Origin of the sequence: Streptomyces sp. NPDC048696, from assembly GCF_043198895.1 — a bacterium.
Lineage (GTDB): Bacteria > Actinomycetota > Actinomycetes > Streptomycetales > Streptomycetaceae > Streptomyces.
The window spans coordinates 175,945-202,172 of the sequence record NZ_JBICVJ010000010.1; the positions used below are offsets into that span (position 1 = coordinate 175,945).

23 protein-coding genes and 1 pseudogene are annotated in these 26,228 nt (G+C 72.0%); 11 read left to right on the forward strand and 13 right to left on the reverse strand.

All coding sequences use genetic code 11. The features are described from left to right. Positions 1-38 precede the first annotated feature (38 nt). Positions 39-443 (reverse strand): annotated as a pseudogene (locus tag ACGFRG_RS22400) (winged helix-turn-helix domain-containing protein); the annotation flags it as partial. A 341-nt stretch (positions 444-784) separates the two neighbouring features. Here ACGFRG_RS22400 and ACGFRG_RS22405 point away from each other — a divergent pair. Both ACGFRG_RS22405 and ACGFRG_RS22410 read left to right on the forward strand, forming a co-directional pair. Continuing rightward, a complete protein-coding gene (locus ACGFRG_RS22405) occupies positions 785-1,594 on the forward strand; it encodes an SDR family NAD(P)-dependent oxidoreductase (RefSeq protein WP_361418693.1) in 810 nt (269 codons plus the stop codon). A 244-nt stretch (positions 1,595-1,838) separates the two neighbouring features. Next, on the forward strand, positions 1,839-2,558 hold the full coding sequence (locus ACGFRG_RS22410) for a GNAT family N-acetyltransferase (RefSeq protein ID WP_393266394.1): 720 nt from the start codon (positions 1,839-1,841) through the stop codon (positions 2,556-2,558). A 56-nt stretch (positions 2,559-2,614) separates the two neighbouring features. Here the strand turns inward: ACGFRG_RS22410 and ACGFRG_RS22415 are convergent, their stop codons facing one another. The 4 genes from ACGFRG_RS22415 to kdpF all read right to left on the reverse strand — a co-directional run bounded on the left by ACGFRG_RS22415 (position 2,615) and on the right by kdpF (position 6,139). Continuing rightward, entirely contained in the window at positions 2,615-3,043 is a 429-nt protein-coding gene (locus ACGFRG_RS22415) for a hypothetical protein (RefSeq protein ID WP_393266397.1), read from the reverse strand. A gap of 2 nt (positions 3,044-3,045) precedes the next feature. Continuing rightward, positions 3,046-3,270, reverse strand: a complete 225-nt coding sequence (locus ACGFRG_RS22420; protein ID WP_361418702.1) for a hypothetical protein — start codon at positions 3,268-3,270, stop codon at positions 3,046-3,048. A gap of 83 nt (positions 3,271-3,353) precedes the next feature. Beyond that, positions 3,354-5,876, reverse strand: coding sequence for an ATP-binding protein (locus tag ACGFRG_RS22425; protein ID WP_393266401.1), 2,523 nt, complete (start codon positions 5,874-5,876; stop codon positions 3,354-3,356). Between the two features lie 173 nt (positions 5,877-6,049). Then, a complete protein-coding gene (kdpF, locus tag ACGFRG_RS22430) occupies positions 6,050-6,139 on the reverse strand; it encodes a K(+)-transporting ATPase subunit F (protein ID WP_361418708.1) in 90 nt (29 codons plus the stop codon). Between the two features lie 246 nt (positions 6,140-6,385). On the opposite strand from kdpF, the gene ACGFRG_RS22435 reads away from it, so the two are divergent. The 3 genes from ACGFRG_RS22435 to ACGFRG_RS22445 all read left to right on the forward strand — a co-directional run bounded on the left by ACGFRG_RS22435 (position 6,386) and on the right by ACGFRG_RS22445 (position 10,898). Then, on the forward strand, positions 6,386-7,960 hold the full coding sequence (locus ACGFRG_RS22435; protein WP_393266405.1) for a Na+/H+ antiporter: 1,575 nt from the start codon (positions 6,386-6,388) through the stop codon (positions 7,958-7,960). A gap of 88 nt (positions 7,961-8,048) precedes the next feature. Further along, positions 8,049-8,597: a hypothetical protein gene (locus tag ACGFRG_RS22440; RefSeq protein WP_393266408.1), complete on the forward strand. Its 549-nt coding sequence runs from the start codon at positions 8,049-8,051 to the stop codon at positions 8,595-8,597. A gap of 348 nt (positions 8,598-8,945) precedes the next feature. After that, positions 8,946-10,898, forward strand: a complete 1,953-nt coding sequence (locus ACGFRG_RS22445; RefSeq protein ID WP_393266411.1) for an amino acid transporter — start codon at positions 8,946-8,948, stop codon at positions 10,896-10,898. Positions 10,899-10,996: 98 nt separating this feature from the next. Here ACGFRG_RS22445 and ACGFRG_RS22450 read toward each other — a convergent pair whose 3' ends face one another. Beyond that, positions 10,997-11,962: a pirin family protein gene (locus tag ACGFRG_RS22450; RefSeq protein ID WP_361418720.1), complete on the reverse strand. Its 966-nt coding sequence runs from the start codon at positions 11,960-11,962 to the stop codon at positions 10,997-10,999. A 153-nt stretch (positions 11,963-12,115) separates the two neighbouring features. Between ACGFRG_RS22450 and ACGFRG_RS22455 the strand changes: the two genes are divergently transcribed. Together ACGFRG_RS22455 and ACGFRG_RS22460 are read left to right on the forward strand one after the other, a co-directional pair. Then, positions 12,116-13,198, forward strand: coding sequence for a magnesium and cobalt transport protein CorA (locus ACGFRG_RS22455; RefSeq protein ID WP_361420013.1), 1,083 nt, complete (start codon positions 12,116-12,118; stop codon positions 13,196-13,198). A 153-nt stretch (positions 13,199-13,351) separates the two neighbouring features. Beyond that, complete coding sequence (locus ACGFRG_RS22460; protein WP_393266415.1) at positions 13,352-14,401, forward strand: M4 family metallopeptidase; 1,050 nt, start codon at positions 13,352-13,354, stop codon at positions 14,399-14,401. An 81-nt stretch (positions 14,402-14,482) separates the two neighbouring features. Here ACGFRG_RS22460 and ACGFRG_RS22465 read toward each other — a convergent pair whose 3' ends face one another. Together ACGFRG_RS22465 and ACGFRG_RS22470 are read right to left on the reverse strand one after the other, a co-directional pair. Next, entirely contained in the window at positions 14,483-14,965 is a 483-nt protein-coding gene (locus tag ACGFRG_RS22465; RefSeq protein ID WP_393266418.1) for a GNAT family N-acetyltransferase, read from the reverse strand. A 96-nt stretch (positions 14,966-15,061) separates the two neighbouring features. Continuing rightward, positions 15,062-16,492 (reverse strand): dihydrolipoyl dehydrogenase family protein, encoded by a 1,431-nt coding sequence (locus ACGFRG_RS22470; RefSeq protein WP_393266421.1) that lies wholly within the window; start codon positions 16,490-16,492, stop codon positions 15,062-15,064. Positions 16,493-16,628: 136 nt separating this feature from the next. Here ACGFRG_RS22470 and trxA point away from each other — a divergent pair, with 136 nt between their 5' ends. Beyond that, positions 16,629-17,000 carry a thioredoxin gene (gene trxA, locus ACGFRG_RS22475; RefSeq protein ID WP_361418732.1) on the forward strand — a complete coding sequence of 124 codons (372 nt, stop codon included), beginning with the start codon at positions 16,629-16,631 and terminating at the stop codon, positions 16,998-17,000. A 33-nt stretch (positions 17,001-17,033) separates the two neighbouring features. On the opposite strand, the gene ACGFRG_RS22480 is transcribed toward trxA, so the two are convergent. The 3 genes from ACGFRG_RS22480 to ACGFRG_RS22490 form a co-directional block, all read right to left on the reverse strand. Next, positions 17,034-17,957, reverse strand: coding sequence for an AEC family transporter (locus ACGFRG_RS22480; protein ID WP_393266425.1), 924 nt, complete (start codon positions 17,955-17,957; stop codon positions 17,034-17,036). Between the two features lie 189 nt (positions 17,958-18,146). After that, positions 18,147-19,583 carry a benzaldehyde dehydrogenase gene (locus tag ACGFRG_RS22485; RefSeq protein ID WP_393266427.1) on the reverse strand — a complete coding sequence of 479 codons (1,437 nt, stop codon included), beginning with the start codon at positions 19,581-19,583 and terminating at the stop codon, positions 18,147-18,149. 166 nt (positions 19,584-19,749) lie between these two features. Then, complete coding sequence (locus ACGFRG_RS22490) at positions 19,750-20,934, reverse strand: thiolase family protein (protein ID WP_393266430.1); 1,185 nt, start codon at positions 20,932-20,934, stop codon at positions 19,750-19,752. Between the two features lie 175 nt (positions 20,935-21,109). On the opposite strand from ACGFRG_RS22490, the gene ACGFRG_RS22495 reads away from it, so the two are divergent. Continuing rightward, the gene (locus ACGFRG_RS22495; protein ID WP_393266433.1) at positions 21,110-22,603 is read left to right on the forward strand and encodes an IclR family transcriptional regulator C-terminal domain-containing protein; all 1,494 of its coding nucleotides are present in this window, start codon (positions 21,110-21,112) and stop codon (positions 22,601-22,603) included. On the opposite strand, the gene ACGFRG_RS22500 is transcribed toward ACGFRG_RS22495, so the two are convergent. Then, complete coding sequence (locus ACGFRG_RS22500) at positions 22,567-22,830, reverse strand: hypothetical protein (protein WP_361418747.1); 264 nt, start codon at positions 22,828-22,830, stop codon at positions 22,567-22,569. The genes ACGFRG_RS22495 and ACGFRG_RS22500 overlap by 37 nt on opposite strands. A 318-nt stretch (positions 22,831-23,148) precedes the next feature. Next, a complete protein-coding gene (locus ACGFRG_RS22505) occupies positions 23,149-24,171 on the reverse strand; it encodes a LacI family DNA-binding transcriptional regulator (RefSeq protein ID WP_361418750.1) in 1,023 nt (340 codons plus the stop codon). A 135-nt stretch (positions 24,172-24,306) separates the two neighbouring features. Here ACGFRG_RS22505 and ACGFRG_RS22510 point away from each other — a divergent pair, with 135 nt between their 5' ends. Together ACGFRG_RS22510 and ACGFRG_RS22515 are read left to right on the forward strand one after the other, a co-directional pair. Further along, positions 24,307-24,510 carry a hypothetical protein gene (locus ACGFRG_RS22510; RefSeq protein ID WP_188272798.1) on the forward strand — a complete coding sequence of 68 codons (204 nt, stop codon included), beginning with the start codon at positions 24,307-24,309 and terminating at the stop codon, positions 24,508-24,510. Between the two features lie 212 nt (positions 24,511-24,722). Continuing rightward, entirely contained in the window at positions 24,723-26,228 is a 1,506-nt protein-coding gene (locus tag ACGFRG_RS22515) for a flotillin family protein (RefSeq protein WP_393266437.1), read from the forward strand.

Sequence of the window (26,228 nt, forward strand, 5' to 3'; positions counted from 1 at the left end):
AGGAGTTCAGACCGCTGAGCGGTGGCGGAACGGGTGGATCACTCCTCGAACCGGTATCCCATGCCCGGCGCGGTGATCAGGTATTCCGGGTGGGACGGGTCCGCTTCGAGCTTCCGCCTCAACTGGGCCATGTAGACGCGGAGATAGTTGCTGTGCGTACGGAAGTCGGGCCCCCAGACCTCCTCCAGCAGGTGCCGCCGGCTGACCAGCTTCCCCCGGTTGCGGACCAGGACCTCCAGGATGTGCCACTCGGTCGGGGTGAGCCGGACGTCCTCCGCGCCCCGGCTGGCCTTCCTCGCCGGCAAGTCGAGGGTGAAGTCCTTCGTGATGACGCGACCCGAGCCCTCCGAATGCGAGGTGGGTTCGGTACGCCGCGTCGCGGCCCGCAGCCGGGCGAGGAGTTCGTCCATGCTGAACGGCTTGGTGATGTAGTCATCGGCGCCACGGCGGCGCGGCAGCCGACGCTGCCGGTGTCGATGGTTCCCGGCCTCGGGTGCCCCTGCGTCAGAAGGACATCAAGGACCGGACCGGTCTCTTGTGCCCCGGATGGTCCCGGAGTTGGATCAGTGTCGTGAACAGCAGTCCGCGCCATGACGACCGGCCACCGAATCCGGTGCCTCCGGTAGTGCGTGCTGTTCCCGCGTCGGCTCTCTAGAGCCGCGCCTCCCCCGCGCGTACGCCGCCGCCGTCCCATGCCGGGCGGCGTACGCGCGTCCCCATTTCCCGGCACGTCCACCGCCCCATGAGGGGGCGGCTTCGTCGTGCCCGTACCCAGGGATCCACCATGTCTTCCACAGCCCTGTCCGGCCGCACCGTCCTGGTCACCGGAGCCACCTCCGGCATCGGTTACGAGGCCGCGCGCCTGCTCGCCGAGCGCGGTGCCACCGTCCTCGTCCACGGGCGCACCGCCGAGGAGGCCCGCGCGGCCACCGACCGGCTGATCGCCACCGCAGGCATCAAGACCGCTCAACTCTGCGCCTACGCGGCCGACTTCACCCGCCTCGACGAGGTCGAGGCGATGGCCCGCCGGGTCATCGAAGCCCACCCCCACCTCGACGTCCTCGTCAACAACGCCGGCCTGGCCGCCCCTGAGCGGCACACCATCACGGCCGACGGCAACGAGATCGCCTTCCAGGTCAACTTCCTCGCCCACTACCTCCTCACCTGCCTCCTTGAGCCCGCGCTCACGACCGACCCGGGCGGCCGCGTCATCAACGTGTCGTCGTCGCTGCACCGCACCGGCAACATCCAGTGGAGTGACCCCAACCGCACCAAGCGCTACTCCCGCCTCGCCGCCTACGCCCAGTCCCAGCTGGCCCTGACCGTCTTCGCCGCCGACCCGCGCGTCACCGCCGTCTCCGTACACCCGGGCGTCTGCGCCACGGATCTGCTGCCGCTGTACGCCCACGAGGGCGTCCCGGCCGCCGAGGGCGCGGCTCATGTCGTACGGCTCTGCGACCCGGCGGTCGAGATCGTCAACGGCGCGTACTACGACCGCGACACGCGCGTCGACCCGGCGCCCGCCGCCACCGAGAACCGCTCGGTGCAGCGCCTCAACAAGCTCGCGTCCCTGCTCGTCGGCCACACCGCCTGAAGGAGAAACCCCGCATGTCCAAGCGTGCCCGCAAGAAGAAGGCTCGCCGCAAGAAGAAGGCGAACCACGGCAGCAAAGCCGCGAACTAGCCCAGCCGACGAGGCGAGGGGCGGGCGAGCCGACCAGGGCACGCCCGCCCCCATCCATTTCCCGAATCAGGAGGTCTCCCGTGCTGGAGCTGCCGATACACCGACTCCCTGCCTACACCCGCTGGTTTCCCCGCGCCTGCGCCGGCGCGACATGCATGGCCGAACACGCCGTCGCGACCCAGGTCGGCCGTCTGTGGGTGGACCGGGCCGACCAGCCGCGCACGGTCGCCGTCGCCTGCGCGGGCCACGTCCTTCTGCGCGGGGACCCGGGTGCCGTGACTCCCGCCGCGCTGGCCCCGCTGGCCGGTCGTTACGTGCAGGCCCCGGCCCAGTTCGTGCCGCTTCTCGGCACCTCCTTCGACCGTGTCGTGCCCTGGGAGCGGATGGTGTACATCCAGCGGGAGAAGCCGGAGCCGCCGCGCCCTCCGCACGGGGTGACCGTGCGGCGCGTGAACGCCGCCGACACCCGGGCGCTGGCCGCGCTCGACGCCGACTCCTCCTGGATACACGCCAGTTGGGGCGGCCCCGGCGGGCTCGCCGCCTCCGGGCACGCCTGGGGTGCCTTCCACAAGGACCACCTCCTCGCCGTCGCCTGCACCTACTTCCTCGGCAGCCGGTACGAGGACATCGCCGTGGTCACCGCACCCGGCCACCGCCGCCAGCAGCTCGCCCTCAGCTGTGTCGTCGCACTCGGCGCCGACGTCGCCGCCCGCGGCCGAACCGCCAGCTGGACCTGTTCCCGGTACAACCGGGCCAGCCGCCTGCTCGCGTGGACGGCCGGTTTCCGCCTGGAGCGGGAGTACGTCCACCACGCGACCGGCACGGCATCGGCCCGAGGAATCACGAACGTCGCCGTTACCGCCCGCACGGGGTGACTTCGCCCAGGGGCGCCGTTCGACGCAGGTTTGACGCCATCTCCTTCCCGGCCGGATCAGGAGTGTTCGTCGCCCCTGGGGACCGCCCCCGCTGCCGCGTCCGCCAGTGCCGCGCCCGCCTGCCCGGCGAGGATCGCGGCCACCAGACGCGCCTGCTGCGGTACGGCTTCGCCCGGCCCCGGCCGCAACATGTACCGCCCGTAGTAGTGGCCCTGGCCGAACGCGCGCAGCTCCAGCTCCTCGTGCGGCCAGCCCCGGCGGTCCACGTCCCACCGGCCGCGTGCCGTGGACACCTCACCGTCCTGCTCAAGCCGCGCCGGGTGCCCCAGGAGCGAGCCGTACTCGAAGCGGCAGCCGTCCAGGGCGAGCAGTTCGATCAGCTCGCCGACGTGCTCGACGACGGCGTCGGCCGAGGTGGCGCGCTGCGCCAACCGGGCCGTGGTGTGGATACGCGCGAGATGCCCGGCGTCGGTGACCGTGACCACCTTCAGGCGCCGCCCCGATGCCCGTTGGCGGCCACGGCCACCACGGCGACCACCAGGACCAGCGCCATGTTGGTGCTCGCCAGGTGCGTACGGAACGGGACGAGTACGCAGGCCACGGCGAACGGCCCGGCGACGGCCGCCGCCAACGCGAGCCGGTCGCGCGGCGGGACGGCAAGTCGTACGGGGCCACCACGACCCACGACCCCTGGCAGCGAGAACCCGGACATGGCCACCTCCCGTGGTCCCCGTCTTCCACGATGCGCCGCCACGGCGGAAGGGGAAGCGGACCCCGAAGTTCCTGACACCCTTCTTACGCGTCCGAGACGTTCCCGGTGGCGGCCCCGGCGGGCTCCCGTGGCTCGGCGACGGGCAGGGACAGGGCCATGGTCAGACCGCCGCCCGGAGTGTCCTCGGGTGTGAGTGTGCCGGCCATGGCCTCGGTGAGGCCGCGTGACAGTGCGAGGCCGAGCCCCACCCCCCTCGTGTTGTCGGTGTCGCCCAGGCGCTGGAACGGCACGAAGGCGCGCTCCTTGTCCTCGGCGGGCAGACCGGGACCCCGGTCGATGACCCGTACTTCGACCCGGTCGGCGAGCGTGCTCGCCGTGAGCAGCACGGTCTCGCCGGGCGGGGTGTGCCGGGCGGCGTTGCTGAGGAGGTTGGCGACCACCCGCTCCAGCAGCGGGGGGTCGGCCAGGACGGCCGGGACGGCGTCGAGGTGCTGGACGTCGATGCGGGGGCCGTCGGGCGGCAGGGACTCCAGGGCCGTCGGGAGCACCTCTTCCAGGGACGTGGCGCGCAGGCTCAGGTTCAGGGCTCCCGCCTGGAGGCGGCTCATGTCCAGGAGGTTGTCGATCAGCCTGCCGAGGCGGGCCATCGACTCGTCGGCGGTGGCGAGGAGCTCGTCGCGGTCCTCGTCGCTGAAGTCGACGTCACGGCTGCGCAGGGAGGCGATGGCGGCCCACCCGGCTGCCAGCGGGGTGCGCAGGTCATGGCTGACGGCCGCGAGCAGCGCGGTGCGCATCCGGTCGGCGGCCTTGACGGGTTCGACCTCGGCCGCCACCTCGGCGAGCCGGGCCCGCTCGACGGCGACGGTGACGTGCGCGGCGAACGCGGTGAGCACCTTGCGCTCGGAGGACGGCAGGGTGCGGCCGCGCAGCACGAGATGCGCCTGCTCGCCGACCGGCACCTGGACGACGCTGCCGTCGTCCGCCACGGGCTTCTCCGTGAGTTCCGCGGAGTCCATGCCGAAGGTTTCGCGCGTACGTTCCAGCAGGGCCGGGATCGCTCGGTCGCCCCGGACGATCGACCCGGCCAGCGAGGACAGCGTCTCGGCCTCGGCGGTGGCACGGGCCGAGCGGCGCGAGAGCCGCAGCGAGCGGTCCACGACAGCCGCCACCACCCCGGCGACGACGGCGAACACCACGGTCGCGAGAACGCTGTTGAGGTTGGTGGTGAACGCGCCGATCGGCGGGATGAACCAGTAGTTGAGCAGCAGCGAGGCCGTCACGGAGGCGACCACGGCGGACACCACTCCCCCGACGCAGGCGACCCCGACGACCGCGAGCAGGAAGAGCAGGGCCTCACTGGTGAGGTTGAGGCTGCCCCGGGTGTGATCGAGCAGGAAGGTGAGGAGGACCGGCAGGGCGAGACCCGCGACCGGTCCCGCGATGAGCCGGGGCGTGGACAGGGTGCGCCGTCCGGAGGGCAACAGCCGCCCTCTGCCGGCCCGTTCATGGGTGACCATATGCACGTCGATGTCTCCGGAGAGCGCGACGACGGTCTCTCCCCTGCCCCGCCCGGTCACGAAACGCTCCAGTCGGCCGCGGCTGCTGGTGCCGAGGACGAGCTGGGTGGCGTTCTCGGCGCGGGCGAACTCGATGAGCGCGGTGGGGATGTCGTCGCCGACCACCGAGTGGTAGCTGCCGCCCAGGCTCTCCACCAGGGTCCGCTGTCGGGCCAGGGCCGCGGGTGAGGATCCGGCGGTGAGCCCGTCGCTGCGCGCGATGTGCACGGCGAGCAGATCACCGCCGACCGACCGGTCGGCGATCCGGGCCGCGCGCCGGATGATCGTCTCGCCCTCGGGCCCGCCGGTCAGCGCGACCACGACCCGTTCCCGGGTCTCCCACACACCGCCGATGCCGTGCTCGGAACGGTACTTCTGCAGCGCCTCGTCGACCTGGTCGGCGACCCAGCGCAGGGCCAGCTCGCGCAGCGCGGTCAGATTCCCGACCCGGAAGTAGTTGGCGAGCGCCGCGTCGACCTTCTCCGGGGCGTAGATGTTGCCGTGCGCCATCCGGCGGCGCAGCGCCTCGGCGGGCATGTCCACCAGTTCGATCTGGTGTGCGCGGCGCACCACCTCGTCGGGCACCGTCTCCTGCTGCGGCACCCTGGTGATCTTCTCGACCACGTCCTTGAGGGACTCCAGGTGCTGGACGTTCACCGCGGTGACCACGTCGATCCCGGCCGCGAGCAGTTCCTCTATGTCCTGCCAGCGCTTGGCGTTGCGGCCGCCGGGGACGTTGGAGTGCGCGAACTCGTCGACGAGTGCCACCTGCGGTCTGCGCTCAAGGACGGCGTCGAGGTCCATCTCCTCGAACGTCCCGCCCCGGTAGGCCCGCCGGGTACGGGGCAGGATCTCCAGGCCGTCGAGCTTGCCCAGGGTGTGGCGTCGCTTGTGGCATTCGGCGTAGGCCACCACCACATCGGTTCCGCGCTCGGCCCTGCGCCGGGCCTCGTCGAGCATCCGGTATGTCTTGCCCACCCCGGGGGCGGCCCCGAGAAAGACCTTCAGCCGACCCTGTCTTCCGGGCGGGACATCCGGCTCGACCACCACTGCACGCTCCTCCTCACGCCGAACGCGCGCCCCCGGTCGCGCAGGCAGCCGTGCGCGACCGGGGGCGCGTTGTGTGATGCCGATCATCACCGGGCGATGCGGAGGAGAACAGCCGCGCCTGACAACATTGACGTATCTCTGACCCAACGGCCTTGCGAGGCAATGGCGTTGGGTCAGAACCGGTCCGGGAAGACCAGCGCGAAGATCAGATAGCCGAGCAGGCTCACGGCGACGCACAGTCCGACGATGTTCTCGACGCTCACGGTCGTTCAACTCCCTTGCGCAGGACGACGGCTATGGGTGAGGGCAGCGACAGGCGGCCCTCCCAGCAAACCCCCACCGGCCTCTTCCGGGCACGCGCCTTGACGCCTCCCTGTCGCCGACCGGCATTTCATTGACGTCGCCTTGACAATCCACGTATCGATAGGGTGAAGGCGGTGTGCCGGGAAGTCTGGTCGGCGTTGCGGGCCGGACGGGCCCGTTTCTGTTCCGGGGTTCCAGGGGGCGGCATGCGCGGCGTTGGTACGGTCCTGTTTCTCGTGGTCCTCGCCACGATCGTGGCCACCGGTGCCCGCCGCTGGCGTATCCCCGCGCCCTCCCTGCTGGTCGTGGCCGGCCTGACCGTCGCGCTGCTCCCCGGCACCCCCGAGATACACATCACCCCCGAGATCATCGGGCTCGTCGTGCTGCCGCCACTGCTGTATGCCAGCGCGGAGGACGTCTCCTGGCGGGAGCTGCGCGCCGTGTGGAAGCCCGTGAGCATCCTCGCCATAGGGCTCGTACTGGCCTCGGCGGCGATCGTCGGCTTCGTCGCCTCCGTCATCACCCCGCTGTCCTGGCAGATGGCGCTCGTGCTCGGAACGGTCCTGGCGAGCACCGACCCCGTGGCGGTGACCGCGCTCGGGCGCCGCCTCGCCCTGCCGCCCAGGGTGCAGGTCCTCGTCCAGGCGGAGAGCCTGTTCAACGACGCCACCTCGCTGGTGCTGTACCGCGTCGCGGTGGCGGTGGCCGTCGCCGCGTCCACGGTGTCCTGGGCGGGCGCGGGCGGCCAGTTCGCGCTGCTCGCCGGAGGCGGCACGCTGATCGGGGCGGCGGTCGCCGGTGTGGTGGTGCTGATCCGGCGCCGAACCGAGGACCCGGTTCTGGAGACGGTGATCGCCCTGGTCACTCCGTACGCCGCGTACGTCCTCGCGGAGGCCGCCCACACCTCGGGCGTGACCTCGGTGGTGGTGGCGGGCGTCGTCCTCGGCGGTCGCTCCGACCGGCTGACCAGCGCCCGGATCCGCCTCCAGCTCCACGCCGTCTACGGCACGGTGGTGTTCCTCCTCGAAAGCGTGGTCTTCAGCCTCATCGGCCTCTCACTGCCCGGCCTGATACACGAACTGGGCGACGGCGACCGCCTGTGGCCGCTGTACTCACTCGCCCTGGCGGGCACGCTCATCGCGGTCCGCATGCTGTGGGTCTTCCCGCTGTCCGCGCTGCTCCAGCGCCAGGACGGGCGGCGCAGGACCAACTGGCGTGTTCCTGCCGTCCTTTCCTGGGCCGGCACCCGGGGGGTGATGCCACTCGCCGCGGCCCTGTCCATACCCGTGGCGGCGGCGGACGGCACCACGCTGCCCGGCCGACCCCTGGTCCTGGTCCTCACCACCTCCGTGGTGGTCGTGACGCTCGTCGTCCAGGGCTTCACCCTCGCCACGGTGGTACGCCGCTCGGGCATCGCCCTCGAACCCGACCACACCGAACGCGAGGAGGCGAGCGCCCGGCTGAGCCTGGCCGACGCGGGAATGCGGCGCCTGGACGAGATATCCGAACTCGAAGCCGTCCCCGAGGTCGTCACCGACCGCCTGCGGCGCGCCCTGCAGACCCGCCAGGAGCACGCCCGCGAACGCCTCGACGACATCGGCGGCAGTAACGGCGCGGGCGAGTCCGCCGACCACATCTACCGGCAGTTGCGCCGGGACCTCATCCTCGAAGAGACCGCCGAGCTCCAGCGCCTCTACGACACCCACCGCATCAGCGAGACCACCCGCCGTCGCCTCCAGCGCTCCCTCGACCTGGAAGAGGCCCGATTGGCGGATGCCTGAGCCGGTCGGCGTAAGAGAGTCGTATGGTCCGCGTCAGGACTGGCCGTCGCCGAGCGCCCACGGCCTTCGGCGCGCTTACGGTCCCGCCATGGGACGACGGACGACCCGCGCCGCGGCGGGCGAGGTTCAGCAGCGCGAGCCTGCCACGCACGACGTGACCTGGGCGGGCGAAGCCCGCTCGGCGGTGGGGTACGCGACGCTCCTGTCCACTCTGCTCACCCTGGTCGACGCGGCGGCCGGCACGCTCACCTACCCGCGCACCGCACTGTGGCTGGCCCTCGGTGCCCTGCTGTTCGCGGTGCTGTGGCCGACGCGGGTCACCGCCGTCCGGGGCCGGCTGATCTCGCGCGGCCTGTGGCGCCGCCGTGAGGTGCACACCGACCGGCTGGTGTCGGTGCGCTGGTCTCCGGGCGTCTCCCAGCGGCTGATACTGCGCGACGCGGACGGCAACCGCGCCCAGGTGGACCCGAGGGTGCTGAAGGCCAACCCGGCGCTGTGGCACGTCCTGGACACGGACACCCGTACCAGCGTCGAGCGCGGCCTGCTGTGCTGCGGGGAGACCGCGCTGCGGCAGCTCGCCGCCCGCGTCGACGGCGAAACGGCGCGCAATGTCTTCAAGGTCTCCGGTCTGCAGTAGCCACCGCCACGGACGACAGGTCTCGCGCCACCACACACTGTGGGCACCGTCCGCCCGGCGCGGTCGCGGATGGGCAACCTCTGGTACAGCATGGTGGGCGGGAAGCCGGACCAGGCGTCCGTCGCCGGGGCAGTGCCCCGGCGAGGCGTTTGCCGAGCGCGGAGGAAGCGAAGGCCACGGCGAGCCGCAGTGCCCTGCCAGCGCCCTGCCAGCACCCGCAGAGCGGATCTTGACGGTTTGTTGACGCGCTCGCCGGGGTGCGCGCGTGACGGGGACTGCTTACGTTGGCCCGGTCGACCGAGCGATGGCCGAGAAGCATCTCGTCCAGCACGACCCAGGAGCACCTCCATGGCCGCCACGAACGACGCGCGCACGAGCAGGCTTCGCGCGTGGATGCTGGAGGGGCTGTCCGACATGGGCAAAGGCCGGCCGTCCGCCCCCAAGGCGGAGCCGGCCACCGAGCACCGGGGGCAGGCCTGGTGGCGGGTGATGTGCCTGACGGGTGTCGACTACTTCTCGACCCTCGGGTACCAGCCGGGCATCGCCGCCCTCGCGGCCGGGCTGCTCTCCCCCGTCGCGACGGTCGTGCTCGTGATCGTGACGCTGGCCGGTGCTCTGCCGGTCTACCGGCGGGTCGCGGAGGAGAGCCCGCACGGCGCGGGCTCGATCGCGATGCTGTCGCGGCTGCTGTCGTTCTGGAAGGGCAAGCTGTTCGTCCTGACCCTGCTGGGCTTCGCCGCGACCGACTTCCTCATCACCATCACCCTGTCGGCCGCCGACGCCTCCACCCATCTGGTCGAGAACCCGCACCTGGAAAAGACCCTGCACAACCAGCAGGTACTGATCACCATGGTCCTCGTCGCGCTGCTCGGCGCGGTGTTCCTCAAGGGCTTCCTGGAGGCGATCGGCGTCGCCGTCGCCCTGGTCGGGATCTATCTCGCGCTCAACGTCGTCGTCGTGGTCACCGGCCTGGCGCACGTCCTGACCCAAGGCCATGTCGTCACCGACTGGACCGCCGCCCTCACCACCGAACACGGCAACGCCTTCGCCATGATCGGCGTCTCCCTGATCGTCTTCCCCAAGCTGGCGCTCGGCCTGTCCGGCTTCGAGACCGGCGTGGCCGTGATGCCGCATGTCACCGGCGCCCCCGGCGACACCGAGGCCAGGCCCGCCGGACGCATCCTGGGCGCCAAGAAGCTGCTCACCACCGCTGCGCTGATCATGAGCGTCTTTCTCATCGCCACCAGCTTCATCACCACCGTGCTCATCCCGCACAAGGAGTTCGAGACCGGCGGCAAGGCCAACGGCCGTGCCCTGGCCTACCTCGCCCACGAGTACCTCGGCAACACCTTCGGCACCGTCTACGACGTCTCCACCATCCTCATCCTGTGGTTCGCCGGAGCCTCCGCCATGGCCGGTCTGCTCAACCTGATGCCGCGCTATCTGCCCAAGTACGGCATGGCCCCGCACTGGGCCCGCGCCGTGCGCCCCATGGTCATCGTCTTCACCCTGGTCGCGTTCCTCGTCACCTGGCTCTTCGACGCGGACGTCGACGCCCAGGGCGGCGCCTACGCCACCGGCGTCCTCGTCCTGATCTGCTCCGCCGCGATCGCCGTGACCATCGCGGCCCGCGAGGCCGGCCAGCGCGGCTGGACCATCGCCTTCGGCGCCATCTCGGCCACCTTCCTCTACACGACCGTGGTGAACGTGATCGAGCGCCCGGACGGCGTGAAGATCGGCGCCTGCTTCATCGCCGGCATCATCCTCATCTCCCTCTTCTCCCGGCTCGCCCGCGCCTTCGAACTGCGCGTCACCCACATCGAACTCGACGCGATGGCCGAACGGTTCATCCGGGATGTCTCCCAGCGGCGGGCCCGCTTCATCGCGAACGAGCCGGACCGCCGCGACATCGCGGAATACCGGGAGAAGATCGAGCAGATCCGCTCCGACAACGACATCCCCGCCCCGGAGGACTTCGTCTTCGTCGAGGTGACGGTCACCGACCCCTCCGAGTTCGAGGGCGACATGGCCGTGCGCGGCGAGGTCATGCACGGCCGCTACCGGGTCCTCACGGTGGAGAGTTCCTCCGTCCCCAACGCCCTGGCCGCCCTCCTCCTCCACGCCCGCGACACCACCGGCACCTGCCCGCACATCTACTTCGAGTGGACCGAGGGCAACCCCTTCGCCAACTTCGTCCGCTTCTTCCTGTTCGGCCAGGGCGAGGTCGCGCCGGTCACCCGCGAGATCCTGCGCGAGGCCGAACCCGACCGCGCCCGCCGCCCCCGCGTCCACGTCGGCTGACGGCTGACGGCTGACGGCTGACGGCTGACGGCTGACGGCTCCCACCGATCACCGGCTCAGCCTCTCAAGCTTCACCGGGGCATACCGCCGGCACCAGGTCAGCGCACTCGTCCTCGCGCCTTCAACGGCACCGGCGGGAGTTCCGGCGCGGGCAGCCGCTCCCCGGCGTAGCCCTTGACCTCGCCGAAGCGCGAGCCTTCCATCCAGGCCGTCCGCGCCTCCTCGATTTCTGACTGCGAACGCGCGATGTAGTTCCACCACATCAGAATCTCCTCCTCGAACGGCTCGCCGCCGAGCAGCATCAGGCCCGCGTCGGAGGCGGCGCGCAGGGGGAGTTGGGTGCGGCCGCAGCCGAGGTAGAGCATGGAGCCGGGCAGCACCGGTACGCCGTCCACATGGGCCTCGCCGGACATCGACAGGACCGCGTACTCGAAGTCCGGGTCGAGCGGCAGCGTCGTCTCCGTTCCGGCGGCGAGCGCCAGGTCGGCGCCGACCAGCGGGGTGTAGGTGGTGCCCGGCGACGCCGCGCCGTCGAGTTCGCCGAGGATCACCGTGGCGGTGAGCCCGGGCGCGGTGACGACGGGCAGATCGGCGTGGTGCTGGAAGTGCGGCTCGGTGTGGCGGTGGGCGTCGGGCAGGGCGACCCAGAGCTGGGCGCCGTGCAGAAGGCGGGCGTGCGGCTTCGGGCTCTCCTCGGAGTGGCTGATCGCCCGCCCCGAGGTCATCAGGCCCAGTTCGCGGGGGCGAACGGTCTGCAGGCTGCCGAGGCTGTCGCGGTGCAGCACCTCGCCCTCGTGCAGCCAGCTCACCGTCTGCAACCCCATGTGGGGATGCGGCGGCACCTGCATACCGGGTTCGTCGGCGATGTCGTCCGGGCCGTAGTGATCGACGAAGGCCCAGGCACCGACCATGCGGCGGCCGAGGTTCGGCAGCAGCCGGCGGACCTCGGTGGACTCGCCGAGCTTGACGGTACGCGGCGACAACAGCTCTCGTACCGGCTCGGCGACGACGAAGCCGCGGCCGCCGCACACCGACACTGTGGCTTGACGATCGAGATTGCTCATGGCGCTCAACCTATGCCCGCCGGGGCGCCACAGGGCAGCCTCCCACGCTCCGGACGCCCGTTCCGGGCACGCCTACCCCGGGCCCCCTCCGCCCCTTCAGGCGCGCATGGCACACTGGCCGCCGATCCGCCGAAGGAGAGCCCAGCCGTGCCGATGATCCGCAACCTCCGCAGGGCGGTGCGCCGCGCGTACCACCGCACGGTGGACCTCAGCCACCCCGCTCGCTCGCCGCTCGGCAGCGCCGTGGTGAACTGCGTGGTCTACCGGGACGGGGTGCGCCAGCCCGGCGACTGTCCGGTGGACGAGGCCGTACGCCGGGTGCGCAGGGCCAAGGAGGGGTTCGTGTGGGTGGGGCTGCACGAGCCGAGCGCCGAGGAGTTCGCCGGGATCGCCGCGCTCTTCGATCTGCATCCGCTGGCCGTCGAGGACGCGGTCCGCGCCCATCAGCGCCCGCAGGTCCAGCCGTACGACGACGTGCTCTTCGCGGTGTTCAAGACCGTCGGCTATGTCGAGCACGAGGAGCTGACGGCCACCAGCGAGGTCGTCGAGACCGGTGAGCTCATGGTCTTCGCGGGGCCCGACTTCGTCGTCACCGTCCGGCACGGCAAGCACGGCTCCCTCGGCCCGCTCCGCGAGGCCCTGGAGGGCACCCCCGAACAGTTGGCCAAGGGGCCGGCCGCCGTGCTGCACGCGATAGCGGACCATGTCGTCGACGACTACCTCGTGGTCATCGACGCCATGCAGAACGACATCGACGCCGTCGAGACCGCCGTCTTCAGCGACACCTCCGGGCGCGGCGACGCGGGCCGGATCTACCAGCTCAAGCGGGAACTCCTGGAGTTCAAGCGGGCGGTGACCCCGCTGCAGCGGCCGCTGAACGAGCTCGCCACCCGGCCGCTGCCGCCCATCGACGCGGACATCCAGCCCTACTTCCGCGACGTCGCCGACCATCTCACCCGGGTCACCGAGCAGATCGTCTCCTTCGACGCGCTGCTCGACTCGATCCTCCAGGCCCACCTCGCGCAGGTGACGGTGGCCCAGAACGAGGACATGCGCAAGATCACGGCGTGGGCGGCGATCGTCGCCGTACCGACCATGGTGTGCGGCATCTACGGCATGAACTTCGACAACATGCCGGAACTGCACTGGCGTTACGGATACCCGATCTCACTCGCGGTGATGACGCTGGCCTGCTACGCCATCTACCGGGGGTTCCGCCGCAACGGCTGGCTGTGAGAGACCGGCGACTGCTCCGGCGGTGCACAACGACTGGCTCCGGCGGATGCGTTGGCGGACGATAGAACCGGCCGCTCCGAATCCGCCACCTATTTCCAGCCAACCTGACAACACGTATCACCGCCACGGTGACGCTGTGCCACATTGCTGCGCATGGAGAACAACACCGTGTTCTGCACGATCATCCCGCCCCATGTCCTGGACAGGCTCGCCCAGTCCGAGGACCCCGCCACCTACGAGCCGGCCCGCCGCACCCTGGAGCACGACGCATTCCTGCGCACCCAGCGCAGGATCACCACGGTGCGCGGCATGGCCGCCCCCACCGGCACCCCTTCCGACAAGCCCGTACGTACCGTGTACGACGCCGGACACCAGCAGACGCTGCCCGGCACCAAGGTCCACTCCGAGGCCGACAAGCCCTCCAAGGACACCAGCGTCAACAACGCGCACGCCGCGCTCGGTGCCACTTTCGAGCTATACCTCAAGGTGTACGGCCGACACTCCATTGACGACGCCGGACTGCCGCTGAACGCCAGCGTCCACTACGGCGAGAAGTACGACAACGCCTTCTGGAACGGCGAGCAGATGGTGTTCGGCGACGGGGACGGCACTCTCTTCGGCGACTTCACCGTCTCGGTCGACGTCATCGGGCACGAACTCACCCACGGCGTCACGCAGTACACCGCGAACCTGGAGTACTTCGGGCAGTCGGGAGCGCTCAACGAGTCGATGTCCGACGTCTTCGGCTCGATCATCAAGCAGTACGCGCTGGGCCAGACCGCCGACCAGGCCGACTGGCTCATCGGCGCCGGGCTGCTCGGCCCCACCATCCACGGTGCGGCGCTGCGCTCGATGAAGGCGCCGGGCACGGCGTACGACGACCCGCAGCTCGGCAAGGACCCGCAGCCCGCCACGATGGACGGCTTCGTGCGCACCAGCCGCGACAACGGCGGTGTGCACATCAACTCGGGCATCCCCAACCACGCCTTCTACCTGCTGGCTTCGGCCCTGGGCGGCAACGCGTGGGACAAGGCCGGGAAGATCTGGTACGCGACCCTGACCGGCGGGGAGCTGGCGACGGACGCCCAGTTCGCGGACTTCGCGCGGCTGACGGCCGCCACCGCCCGCACCCTCTACGGCGAAGGCGAGGAGGTCCAGTCCGTCCTCAAGGCGTGGTCGCAGGTGGGGGTGCCCACCTCCTAGCGACCGCATGCGGTTCGCGCAGGGGCCCCTCGCGCTTCGTACGGCGGCGAGCCCCTCTCGCGCGGACCGCCGCCCGGCCCCTCACCCGACCGGGATCGGGATCTCCAGCTCCGGCCGGTCCCACCGGACGGCCGGCGGGTTCGCCCGGGCCGTGCCGACGCGGATGGCGCCCACGCTGCGGTAGAAGCCCTCGGCGGGCGGGTGCGAGACGACCCGGACCCGCTCAAGACCGGCGGCCCGCGCCCGGTCCGTCATGTGCGCGATGAGCAGCCGCCCGATGCCGAGCCCCTGCGCCTCGTCGGCGACGAACATGAGGTCGAGCTCGGGCGGGACGAGCAGCAGGGCGTAGAAGCCGAGCACCCGGCCGTCGGCGCCGACCGCCGCGTGCACCTCGTGTGCCTCGATGTAGTCGGGGCCCACCCGGTAGCCCGCGACCATGTCCGCGTACGGGCCCTCGTAGGCGCGTGACGACCGTACGAGCCGGGTCAGCCGCTTGGCGTCCCGGGCGTCCGCGCGCCGGACGCGCACCGCCTCACCACCCCTGCTCGTAATATGCGAAGTCATGGGAAGAGTATTACTCATCGCCACCCGGGTGGACAGACCGTACGCGCGACGCCGTACACCCGGGTAGTCGAAGGCGACAGGACGGGAGACAGCCCGTCATTGGTCCCGATACGTCTCCAGGAGTCGCAGCCACACCTCGCTGATGGTCGGGTAGGCCGGTACCGCGTGCCACAGGCGGCTGATCGGGACCTCGCCGGCCACCGCGACCGTCGCGGAGTGGATCAGCTCGCCGACGCCCGGGCCGACGAAGGTGACGCCGAGCAGCACCTCGCGGTCCAGGTCCACCACCATCCGGGCCCGGCCCTGGTAGCCCTCCGCGTACAGGCCCGCGCCCGCGACCCCGCTGATGTCGTAGTCGACGGCCCGCACCCGGTGTCCGGCCGCCTCGGCCTCGGCGAGGCTGAGGCCCACGGCCGCAGCCTCCGGGTCGGTGAAGACGACCTGCGGGACGGCCGCGTGGTCGGCGGTGGCCGAGTGGGCTCCCCAGGCGTCGGTCTCCAGGAGCGGGACCTTGGCCGCCCGCGCGGCGATCGCGGCGCCCGCGATCCGGGCCTGGTACTTGCCCTGGTGGGTCAGGAGCGCCCGGTGGTTGACGTCCCCGACCGCGTACAGCCACTCGCTGCCCGCCACCCGGCAGGAGTCGTCGACGGGCAGCCAGGAGCCGTGCTCCAGGCCGATGGTGTCCAGGCCGATGTCGTCGGTGCGCGGGGCGCGGCCGGTGGCGAACAGGATCTCGTCGGCCTCGATCCGTTCGCCGTCGTCCAGGACCACCGTGACCGGGCCGGTGGCGTCCCGTACGACCTCGGCGACCGACACCCGCGTACGGACGGTCGCGCCCGCCTCCGTCAGCGCCTCGGCGACCAGCTCGCCCGCGAACGGCTCCATCCTCGGCAGCAGCCCGCCGCCCCGCACCAGGACGGTGACCTCGGCGCCGAGCGCGCGCCAGGCGGTGGCCATCTCGACGCCGACGACTCCCCCGCCGACCACCACGAGCCGGTCCGGCACCCGCTGGGCGCTGGTGGCGTCCCGGCTGGTCCAGGGCCTGGCCTCGGCGACTCCCGGCAGATCGGGGACCACCGCCCGGGTGCCGGTGCAGACGGCGACCGCGTGCCGGGCGGTGAGGACGTGGTGCTCGCCGTCGGGGCCGACGACACCGACTGTCCGGGTGCCGTACAGCCGCCCGTGTCCCCGGAACAGGTCGGCCCCGATCCCGTCGAGCCAGCGCACCTGGCCGTCGTCCTTCCAGTGCGAGGTGTACTCGTCGCGGTGGGCGAGCACCGCCCGGGTGTCGAGGTCGCCGCCCACATATCGCTGCAGGCCCGGGACCTTGCGGGCGTCCGCGCGGGCGATCACCGGCCGCAGCAGCGCCTTGCTGGGCATGCACGCCCAGTACGAGCACTCGCCGCCGACCAGTTCGCTCTCCACCACGGCGGTGCTCAGCCCGGCCGCCCGCACCCGGTCCGCCAGCACCTCGCCGACCGGTCCGGCGCCCAGCACCACTACGTCGTACTCCAAGGCTTCCGTCATGCCGACATTGTGGTGGCGGGTGTACGAGAGAGCCACAGGGGCAGCCGTGTGGCAGCGACAAGCGAACGGAATACGACGGCGGCGGACGCCGTTGTGCGAGGCGGCTTCACGGTGAGGCCGGAGAGAGGGAGTACTGATGGCTACTGTGGAGCTGACCAAGGAGAACTTCGACGAGGTCGTCTCGGACAACGACTTCGTCCTGATCGACTTCTGGGCCTCCTGGTGCGGCCCCTGCCGGCAGTTCGGCCCGGTCTACGAGGCGGCCTCCGGACGCCACGAGGACCTGGTCTTCGCCAAGGTGGACACCGAGGCGCAGCAGGAGCTGGCGGCGGCGTTCGAGATCCGCTCGATCCCCACGCTGATGATCGTCCGCGAGAACGTGGCGATCTTCTCCCAGCCCGGCGCACTGCCCGAGGCCGCCCTTGAGGACGTCATCCGCCAGGCGCGGGCCCTCGACATGGACGAGGTCCGCAAGTCGGTGGCGGAGGCCGACAACCAGGCCGGCTGAGGCCCCGGCCGGCCGAGGAGCCCCGCCCCGGCCTCAGCCGAGCTGCCACGCGATGAGCGACAGGGACACCATCGACAGCAACGTCGAGAGCAGCACGGTGTCCCTGGGCAGCTCGGTGTCCAGGGAGTACTCGGACGCGAAGATGAAGGCGTTCTGGGCCGTCGGCAGCCCCGCGCACAGCACCACCGCGAACAGGGCGTGCCCGTCGAGCCCGAACAGCCAGCGCCCCAGGGCATAGGCGAGCAGCGGCTGGGCCGCGACCTTCAGCCCCACCAGGATCATCCGCTCGGCCCGGCCGTCGGCGTCGGCCTGGGCGCGGGCGTTCAGCGACATGCCGAGCGCGAACAGCGCGCAGGGCACGGCGGCGCCGCCGAGGGTCTGCAGCGGCGAGACCACCTCGGCGGGCAGCCGCAGCCCGAGCCCCGCGATCGTGAGCCCGGCGGCCGAGGCCCCGATCACCGGGTTGCGCAGCGGCAGTTGCAGGATGCGCGTCCACCGCTCCCGGGCCGCACGCCGCACGTCCAGCTCGATCAGGACCAGGATCAGCGGCGTGATGAACAGCATCTGGAAGAGCGCGGCGGCGACGATGAACGAAGTGTCGTGCAGCACGTTCACGGCGACCGGGATGCCGAGGTTCGCCGAGTTCACATAGGACGCGGCCATCGCGCCTATCGCCTGCTCGCCCCGCTTGCGCCGGAACATCCAGCGGCTGACCAGCAGTCCGGCCGCGAAGACCGCGACGAGGCTGAGCGCGAAGACGGCCACGCCCGGCCGGGCGAGCTCACCGGGGTGCGAGCGGGACATGGTCAGGAACAGCAGCGAGGGCATCGCGAAGGTGAACGCGAACCGCCCGAGGACGTGCTGCGCCTGGTCGCCGAGCACACGGAAGCGCCCGGCGCCCCAGCCGCAGGCGGTGAGCGCCCAGATGGGCAGAAATCCCGAGAGGACCGAGTTCACCGCGTCAGCATAGAGACCGCCCCGAACGCATGATCCAGGGGAACCGGCCCGCCTGACCCGCAGGGGCCGGGCGAACCTGACCCGCAGGGGCCGGGCGAATCGGATCGCCCGAACCTACAAGGGGCGCGGGGAACTGCGCGACCGGCCCCGCACGATCCGCAGCCGACCCACCGCACCTCCAGCACAGGCTCAGAACGGATGCCCCGCCGCCTCCCGACGCACGGTCGTCCACCGCAGCTCGGTGAACGCCTCCAGGTTGGCCGAGCCGCCGAACCGCGCCCCCGTGCCGGACGCTGCGACGCCCCCGAAGGGCGCGACCGCCTCGTCGTTGACCGTCTGGTCGTTGATGTGGGCGATGCCCGTCGGGATCCGGTCCGCGAGCTCCAGACCGAGCGCGGTGTCCCGGGTGACGATGCCGAGCGACAGCCCGTACGGCCCGTCCGCGGCCAGCGCCGCCGCCTCGTCCAGGGTCCGGAACGGGCGTACCGGCGCGACCGGCCCGAAGACCTCCTCGGCGTACGCCGGAGTGTGGTCGTCGACGTCGGCGAGCACGGTCGGCCGGTAGAACAGCTCGCGATGCGTGCCGCCCGCCACCAGCCGGGCACCGCGCGCCGTGCTCGTCTCCACCAGGCCGTGGACCTTGGCGAGTTGGCCCCGGTCGATGAGCGGCCCGAGGTGGACCTGCTCGCGATGGGGGTCGCCCACCGCCAGCGCGTCGGCCTGCGCGGCGAGCCGTTCCACGTACTCCTCGTAGAGCGAGGTGTGCACGAGGTGGCGGCCGGTCGTCATGCAGATCTGTCCCTGGTGGAAGAAGGAGCCCCAGGACGCCTGCGCGACGGCGGCCTCGATGTCGGCGTCCTCCAGGACGACCAGCGCGGAGTTCCCGCCGAGCTCCAGATGGACCCGCTTGAGCAGCCGTCCGGCCGCCTCGCCGACCTTGCGCCCGGCGGCGGTCGAGCCGGTGAAGGAGATCACCGGGACGCCCGGGTCGGCGACCAGCGCCTGTCCCGCGTCGGCGCCGCCCGGCAGGACGTGCAGCAGCCCCTCGGGCAGCCCGGCCTCGGCGAACACGGCGGCGAGCGCGAGCCCGCCGCAGACCGCGGTGCGCGGATCGGGCTTGAGCAGCACGGCGTTGCCGAGCGCGAGGGCGGGCGCGACGGAGCGGATCGCGAGGATCAGCGGGGCGTTGAAGGGCGCGATGACCCCGGCGACGCCGACCGGCACTCTGCGGGTGAAGCTGAGTCTGGGCTCCTCGCTGGGCAGCACCTCGCCGAGCGGCCGCGAGGCGAGCGCGGCCGCCTCGTAGCACTCCTGGGCGGCCACGTGCAGCTCGAACCCGGCCTTGCCGGGTATCGCCCCCGACTCCCGTACGAGCCATTCGCGCAGCTCGTCGGCGTGCTCGGCGAACAGGTCCCCGGCCCGGCGCAGCACGGCGGCGCGGGCGAAGTGCGGCGTGCGGGCCCAGCCGGGCTGTGCCGCGCGGGCCTCGGCGACGGCGGCCGCCACGTCGTCGGCGCCGGCGAGCGTGACGGCGCCCAGGCTCTCCCCGGTGGCGGGCTCGGTGACCTCGTACGCAATCCCTGACAGCGTCCGCGACTGCCAGGTCTTGGGGTCGAGCAGGGGCATGAAGGGTCTCCAGTCTCACTCGTGTCGTACGAGCTCGTGTCGTACGAGAGCGTTCGGGTATCAGCGTGTCGTACGAGAACGCGGCGCCCGCACGGGGCAGTTGGGCCGACGCCGACGGTACCGGCCCCGGGCCCGCGCCGACGCGACCGGCCCCTGACCTGATCGCTCAGCGTTCCAGGACGAGCGCGAGACCCTGGCCGACGCCGATGCAGAGCGCGGCGAGGCCCACACCCGAACCCGCGGCGGCGAGTTGATGCGCCACCGCACCGGCGAGCCGGGCGCCCGAGGCGCCGAGCGGATGGCCGATCGCGATGGCGCCACCGCGCGGGTTGACGACGGCCGGGTCGAGCTCGGGCCACTCGGCCAGACACCCCAACGACTGCGCGGCGAACGCCTCGTTGAGCTCGAACACGCTCAGGTCGGCGAGGCCCCGCCCCGCCTTGGCCAGCGCCGTGCGCACCGCCTCGACGGGCCCGAGCCCGAACAGCTGCGGCTCGATCCCGGTGACGGCGGACGTACGGATCCGGGCCAGCGGCTCGCGGCCGGTGGCCCGCAGCCCCTCCTCGTCGACCAGGAGCAGGGCCGCGGCGCCGTCGTTCAGCGGCGAGGAGTTGCCCGCCGTCACCGAACCGCCCGCGCGGAAGGCGGGCTTCAGCTTGGCGAGCGCCTCCATGGAGGACGTCTCGCGGATGCACTCGTCACGGACGAGATCGACACCCTCGTACGGGACCACCTCGCCGTCGTACAGCCCCTTCGCCCAGGCCTCGGCGGCCTTGCGGTGGCTGTCGAGGGCGAACGCGTCCTGCTGTTCGCGGCTCAACGCGTGCCGCTCGGCGATGAGTTCGGCGCCCTCGCCGAGCGCCACCGTCCACTCGGCGGGCAGCTTCGGGTTGGTCATCCGCCAGCCGAGCGTGGTCGACCAGAGCTGCTGGTGACCGGCCGGGAAGCCGCGTTCGGGCTTCTGCATCACCCAGGGCGCGCGGGACATCGACTCGACGCCGCCCGCCACGGCGATGTGCGCGTCGCCCACCGCGATGGCGCGGGCGGCCTGGATGACGGCCTCAAGGCCCGATCCGCACAGGCGGTTCACGGTGACACCGGGGACCGAGACCGGCAGCCCGGCGAGCAGGACGGCCATCCGGGCCACATCGCGGTTGTCCTCGCCCGCGCCGTTGGCGTCGCCGAAGTACACGTCGTCGACGCGGGCCGGGTCGAGCTCGGGGGAACGGTCGACGAGCGCCCTCACCACATGCGCGGCGAGGTCGTCGGGGCGCACGGCGGCGAGAGCGCCGCCGAACTTGCCGATCGGGGTGCGCACGGCGTCGACGATGTACACGTCCCGGATGCTCATCGAAATCTCTCCCGCTCGTCGGCCCGCTCGCGTGGTTCGCGTGATGCGCCGCTTGTTCAGGTGGTGCGCCGGTTGTTCAGTTGGTACGCGGGCTGTTCGCCCAGTGAACTTTGGTTCACAATCAGTCCCGAGTCTCTGCCCGCCCCCGCGCGCTGTCAACGGCCCTGGGAGGACCATGTCCGACACCCTGCCGGTCGGCCCCCTGGTACGCGGGGTCGCGGTGCTGCGCGTGCTGGCCGCGGGCGACGCGGACCGGGCAGCGCTCGTGCGCGCCACGGGCCTGGCCCGCGCGACGGTCGACCGGGTGGTGGCCACCCTCGACCGGCTCGCCCTGGTCCGCGCCGATGGCCGGGAAGTGACGCTCGCGCCGCGCCTGATGGAGCTGTCCGGCGCGTATCTGCGCGGCAGTGGGATACCGGCCGCGCTGGGCCCGCTCACCCGGCGGCTCGCCGACGCACTGGACGAGTCGGTCCTGGTGGCCGTCCCCGACATCGCCGGCGCCCGGGTCGTCCACCGCGACGCCCGCCGCCGCGCGGTCTCCCTCGCCTTCCGCGTCGGCGACCTGCTGCCGGGCGGGCGCTGCGCGCCGGGGGCGCTCTTCGCCGACTCGGCGCTGACGTGGGCGGACGAGGACCAGCTGATCGAGCCGGGGCTGATCGCGGTGGCGGTGCCCGTACGCGACGGGGCGGGCCGGACGTCCTGCGCGGTGAGCGTGGTGAGCCATACGAGCCGGCACTCCGTGGCGTCACTGCGGGACGCCGTGCTGCCCGGGCTGCTCGCGGCACGCGGCGACCTGGAGGCGGCACTGGCCGCGCGGCGCACCCCGGACGCGGCGACCGGGCGGGCCCACGACACCTCCCTCGACCTGAAGCGCGAGCTCGGCCCGGGGTTCCTCCAGTCGCTGGCCCGGGGGCTCGCGGTGCTGTGCGCCCTGGGCGCGGACCCGGGCGGTGGCCTGACGCTCACGGAGGTCGCCACGGCGACGGGGCTGGCCCGCGCCACCGTCCGCCGCTCGCTCCTGACGCTCCTTCAACTGGGCTACGCGCGGGCCTACGACGGGCGCTTCCGCCTCCTCCCCCGCGTCCTGGAGCTGGGCTGCGCGCGTCTCTCGGGCCTCGGCCCGGCCGAGGTCGCGCAGCCGCATCTGGCGCGGCTCGTCGCGCGTACCGGCGAGTCGGCGTCGATGGCGGTCCTCGACGGGGCCGACATCCGCTACGTGGCGCGCGTCCCGACCGTACGGATCATGAGCATCGACATCACGGTGGGGACGCGCTTTCCCGCGTACGCGACCTCGATGGGGCGGGTGCTGCTCGCCGGTCTGGCACCCGGGGAGCGGCCCGCGCTGCCCGACGGGCTGCCCGCCCTCACCCCGAACACGGTGACCTCCGCCGCCGGGCTCGCCCGGATCGTGGAGCGGGTCGCGGCCGAGGGCCACGCGCTCGTGACCGAGGAGCTGGAGGAGGGCCTGCGCTCACTGGCCGTACCCGTGCGCGGGGCGGACGGGCGCGTGGTGGCGGCGGTGAACGTGGCGCAGCACGCCGGGCGCGGCACGCCCGCGCAGATGCTGCGCACGCTGCTCGCGCCGCTGCGGGCGACGGCCGCGCTGATCGAGGCCGATCTGGCGGCGCTGGGTCACTCCTCGGGCACGATGAGCGCGGTGAGGCCGTAGTCGAGCTCCACGCCGTCGACGAGCAGGGCCTCGACGGTACGGGTGCGGGGGTCGATGTCGGCGACAAGTCCGTGGCCGGCGTACCTGGGGTACCCCGTCTCCCCCCTCTCGCCGGTCGCCTCGACCACGGCCGAGCGGACGGCACTGTCGGCGACGCTCGCGTTTCCGCGGGTTTCCACGTGGGCGGGGACGAGGATGATTTCGAAGCGGGTGGGGTGTGTGGGCATGTTGCTCACGCTAGGTGGGGTGCGGGGGGTGTGAGGGCTCGCCACTCCATGGCGGGGCGGTTTTCCCCCGGTGGGACCGGGGCCCCTTTTCGGCTGCGGACCGTACTGGGCTGGTCGCGCAGTTCCCCGCGCCCCTGAAGGCGGGCCGTCATTTTGGGTGCGGGCCGTCTTGGGTTGCTCGCGCAGTCCCCGCGCCCCTAAATGCCTGTGGCTGAGCCAGGTTCCCCGACTGCGGCGAAGTATCCAGGGGCGCGGGGAACCGCGCGAGCAACCCAGCACGGTCCGCAGCCGAACAGCCACGCCCGGCAGAGCGCACCCTCACGTCGACTCCCGGTGTACCGCGCTCGCCGTGAGGAGATCGCGTCGCTCCCCCACGCCAGTGGGGTCGCGGACGACTCCGTCCACCAGCTCCGCCAGATCGTGGCCCGCGACCATGTCGACGCGGACCGTGGTCAGGCGGGGCCGCAGGAGGCGGCCCAGGAGGAGATCGTCCGCGCCGATCACGGCCGCCTCGGCCGGGACCGCGACGCCCGCGTCCTGGAACGCCCGCATCAGGAGCATCGCGTACTCGTCGTTGTACGCGAACACCGCGTCCAGACCGAGCCCCCGCCACCGGCGGGCCAGCCGCGCCGCGGAGTCCTCCTCGTACGCCATCTCCAGCGGCTCGACCACCGCGTCCGTACCGGCGACGGCCTTGCGCGCGCCCGCCAGGCGGGGGCGGGCGAAGAGCTCAAGGCCGGGTGCGGTGGGGACCACCACACCGATCCGGCGGTGGCCGCGCTCCAGGAGGTGGCGGACCGCGCACAGACCGATCTCGCGCTGGTCCATCACCAGCGCGTGCGTGCCCTCGACGGGCTGCGGGGCGAGCGTTATCACCGCCCGCGCCCCCGACCGCTTCAGCAACTCGACGCCCTGAGCCGTCAGTTCGGTCTCGCCCGGGGAGATCACCGCGACCGGCCGCAGCTCGGCCCACGCACGGGCCGCGTCCTCGGCGCCGAGGCCGAGGCTCGCGTACTGCACGACCGTGTAGTCCAGCCGCCGCAGCGCGCGCTGGAGTTCGTCGAGGAAGCGGGTGTAGAGCGGGCCGACGGGGGTGTGCCCGCTGGGCAGCAGCACGATCCGGGTGTGCCCGGCGCGCAGACTCCGGGCCGCCGCGTGCGGCACGTACCCCAGCTCCTCGGCCGCCTCCCGCACCCGTACCCGGGTGGGCTCGCTGATCCGTACGGCCGAGGTGTTGTTGAGTACGTAGCTGACCGTCGCGCGGGACACTCCGGCGAGTCGCGCGACATCGGCGCTGGTCGGGACGGGACGTTCGGCGGGCTGCTCGGGTGTCTGACTCATCGCGTTCGGCATCCTCGCAGAACCACCGGGCCCCAAGTCCGGCGGATGGCCGAAGTCGGTACGGTCACAACCGGATATACCCTCCACGTCAGGGGAAGGCGGTCGGACATGGATCACGGTACGGGGGACGGCACCATGGTGGGACTGCTCGGCCGGGTGACCGGCACCATCGGGCCCGGTCTGGTCGGCGAGGTCATCGTGCGCATCCGGGGCGGCGCCGAGCACTTCCTGGCATATCCGGCCATGGCGAAGGACCGGATCGAAACCGGGACGGTGGTCACGGTTGTCGAATATCTGCCGCCCAGGACCGTCTATGTGACGCCCGCGTACGACAGCTGAGGCCCTTCGGCGTACGACGGCTGAGCCCTCCGGCGTACGACAGTTGAGCCCTGCGGCCATCAGCCGAGCGCGGCCGATCCGGGCTGGTCCCACCGCTGTCACCTGCCGGTATCAAGATTGCGACAAGGATCCGTCAGCGTCTTCTCGCATGACATGGCCAGGAGCAAACTCCCTTCGTCGGTGCCGATGGGCACCACGTCAAAAGGGGGCGCATGCCGATGGTCATCGGCGTCGCGGCGGGACTCGTTCTCGCCGCCATCATCGTTCTGATCGGCCTGTTCAAGCTCATGTGGCGAGTGGCCGAACCGAACGAAGCACTCATCATCTCCGGTTCCAAGCACAAGACCGAGGGCCTCGGCGAGGGCATGGGATTCCGGATCGTCACCGGGCGCGGAACGCTCGTACTGCCGGGAGTGCAGGCGGTCCGGAAGCTGTCGTTGGACCTCAACGAGACCGAGCTCTCGGTGGACTGTGTGACGCATCAGGGCATCCCGCTGCGGGTGCGGGGCGTCGTCATCTTCAAGGTGGGCGACGACTTCGTGTCGATCGCCAACGCCGGACGGCGCTTCCTGGACCAGCAGAAGCTGATGTCGGAGCGCGTCCACAACGTCTTCGCGGGCCATCTGCGGTCCATTGTGGGCGGGTTGACGGTGGAGGACATGATCCGCGACCGGGAGAAGCTCACCGGCCAGACCAGGGCCGCGTGCGGTACGGAGATGGAGAAGCTGGGTCTGATCGTCGACTCGCTGCAGATCCATGAGATCGAGGACCCGACCGGCTACATCAAGAACCTCGCGATGCCGCACGCGGCCGCCGTGCAACGGGACGCGCGGATCGCGCAGGCGGCGGCCAACCTGCTGGCCACCGAGGCCGAGCAGCAGGCGTTCGCCCGGATGTCGGAGGTGACCCGGGACAGCGAGATCCTGCAGGCGGGTTACCAGGCCGAGCGGGACAAGGCGGCCGCCAAGTCCCAGCAGGCCGGACCTCTCGCCGAGGCGGCCGCCCGCCAGGAGGTCGTGGTCCAGGAGACCCGGGTCGCCGAGCTGGAGGCCCACCGCCGTGAGCAGCAGCTCCAGGCGGATGTGCGCAAGCCCGCCGACGCGCAGGCGTACCAGAAGCGGACGATGGCCGAGGCCGAGCGCGACGCGCGGATCTCGGCCGCCCAGGCCAAGGCGAAGGAGACCGAACTGGCCTCCGCCGCCGAGGCGGCCCGGGTCAGGGCGGCCGCGGCCGCCGAGGCCCAGGCGACCGAGGCGCGGGGACTCGCCGCGGCGACGGCGACCCGGGCCACCGGTGAGGCCGAGGCGGCGGCGACGCAGGCCCGGGGTCTCGCGGAGGCCGAGTCGGCGCGGGCCAAGGGTCTGGCCGAGGCCGAGGCGATCAAGGCGCGCGCGGCGGCCCTGGCGGAGAACCAGGAGGCCGTGGTCGCGCAGCAACTGGCCGAGAACTGGCCGCAGATCGTGGAGGCGGGCGCGGGCGCGTTCGGCAATGTGGAGCACATGGTGCTCCTGAACGGCGCCGAGGGCATGTCGGAGATGTTCGCCAAGGCACTGACGATGGGCGGCACGGGCCTCGGCCTGGCGCGCCAGCTCCTCTCGTCGATGCACCAGAACGGCACGGCGGCCACCGGTCAGGGCGTCAACGGCCAGACCCCGGCCGCGCCCGCCCCGCTCTCGAAGTCGATCCCGATCACCGAGGAGGGCGGCAACCAACCCTGA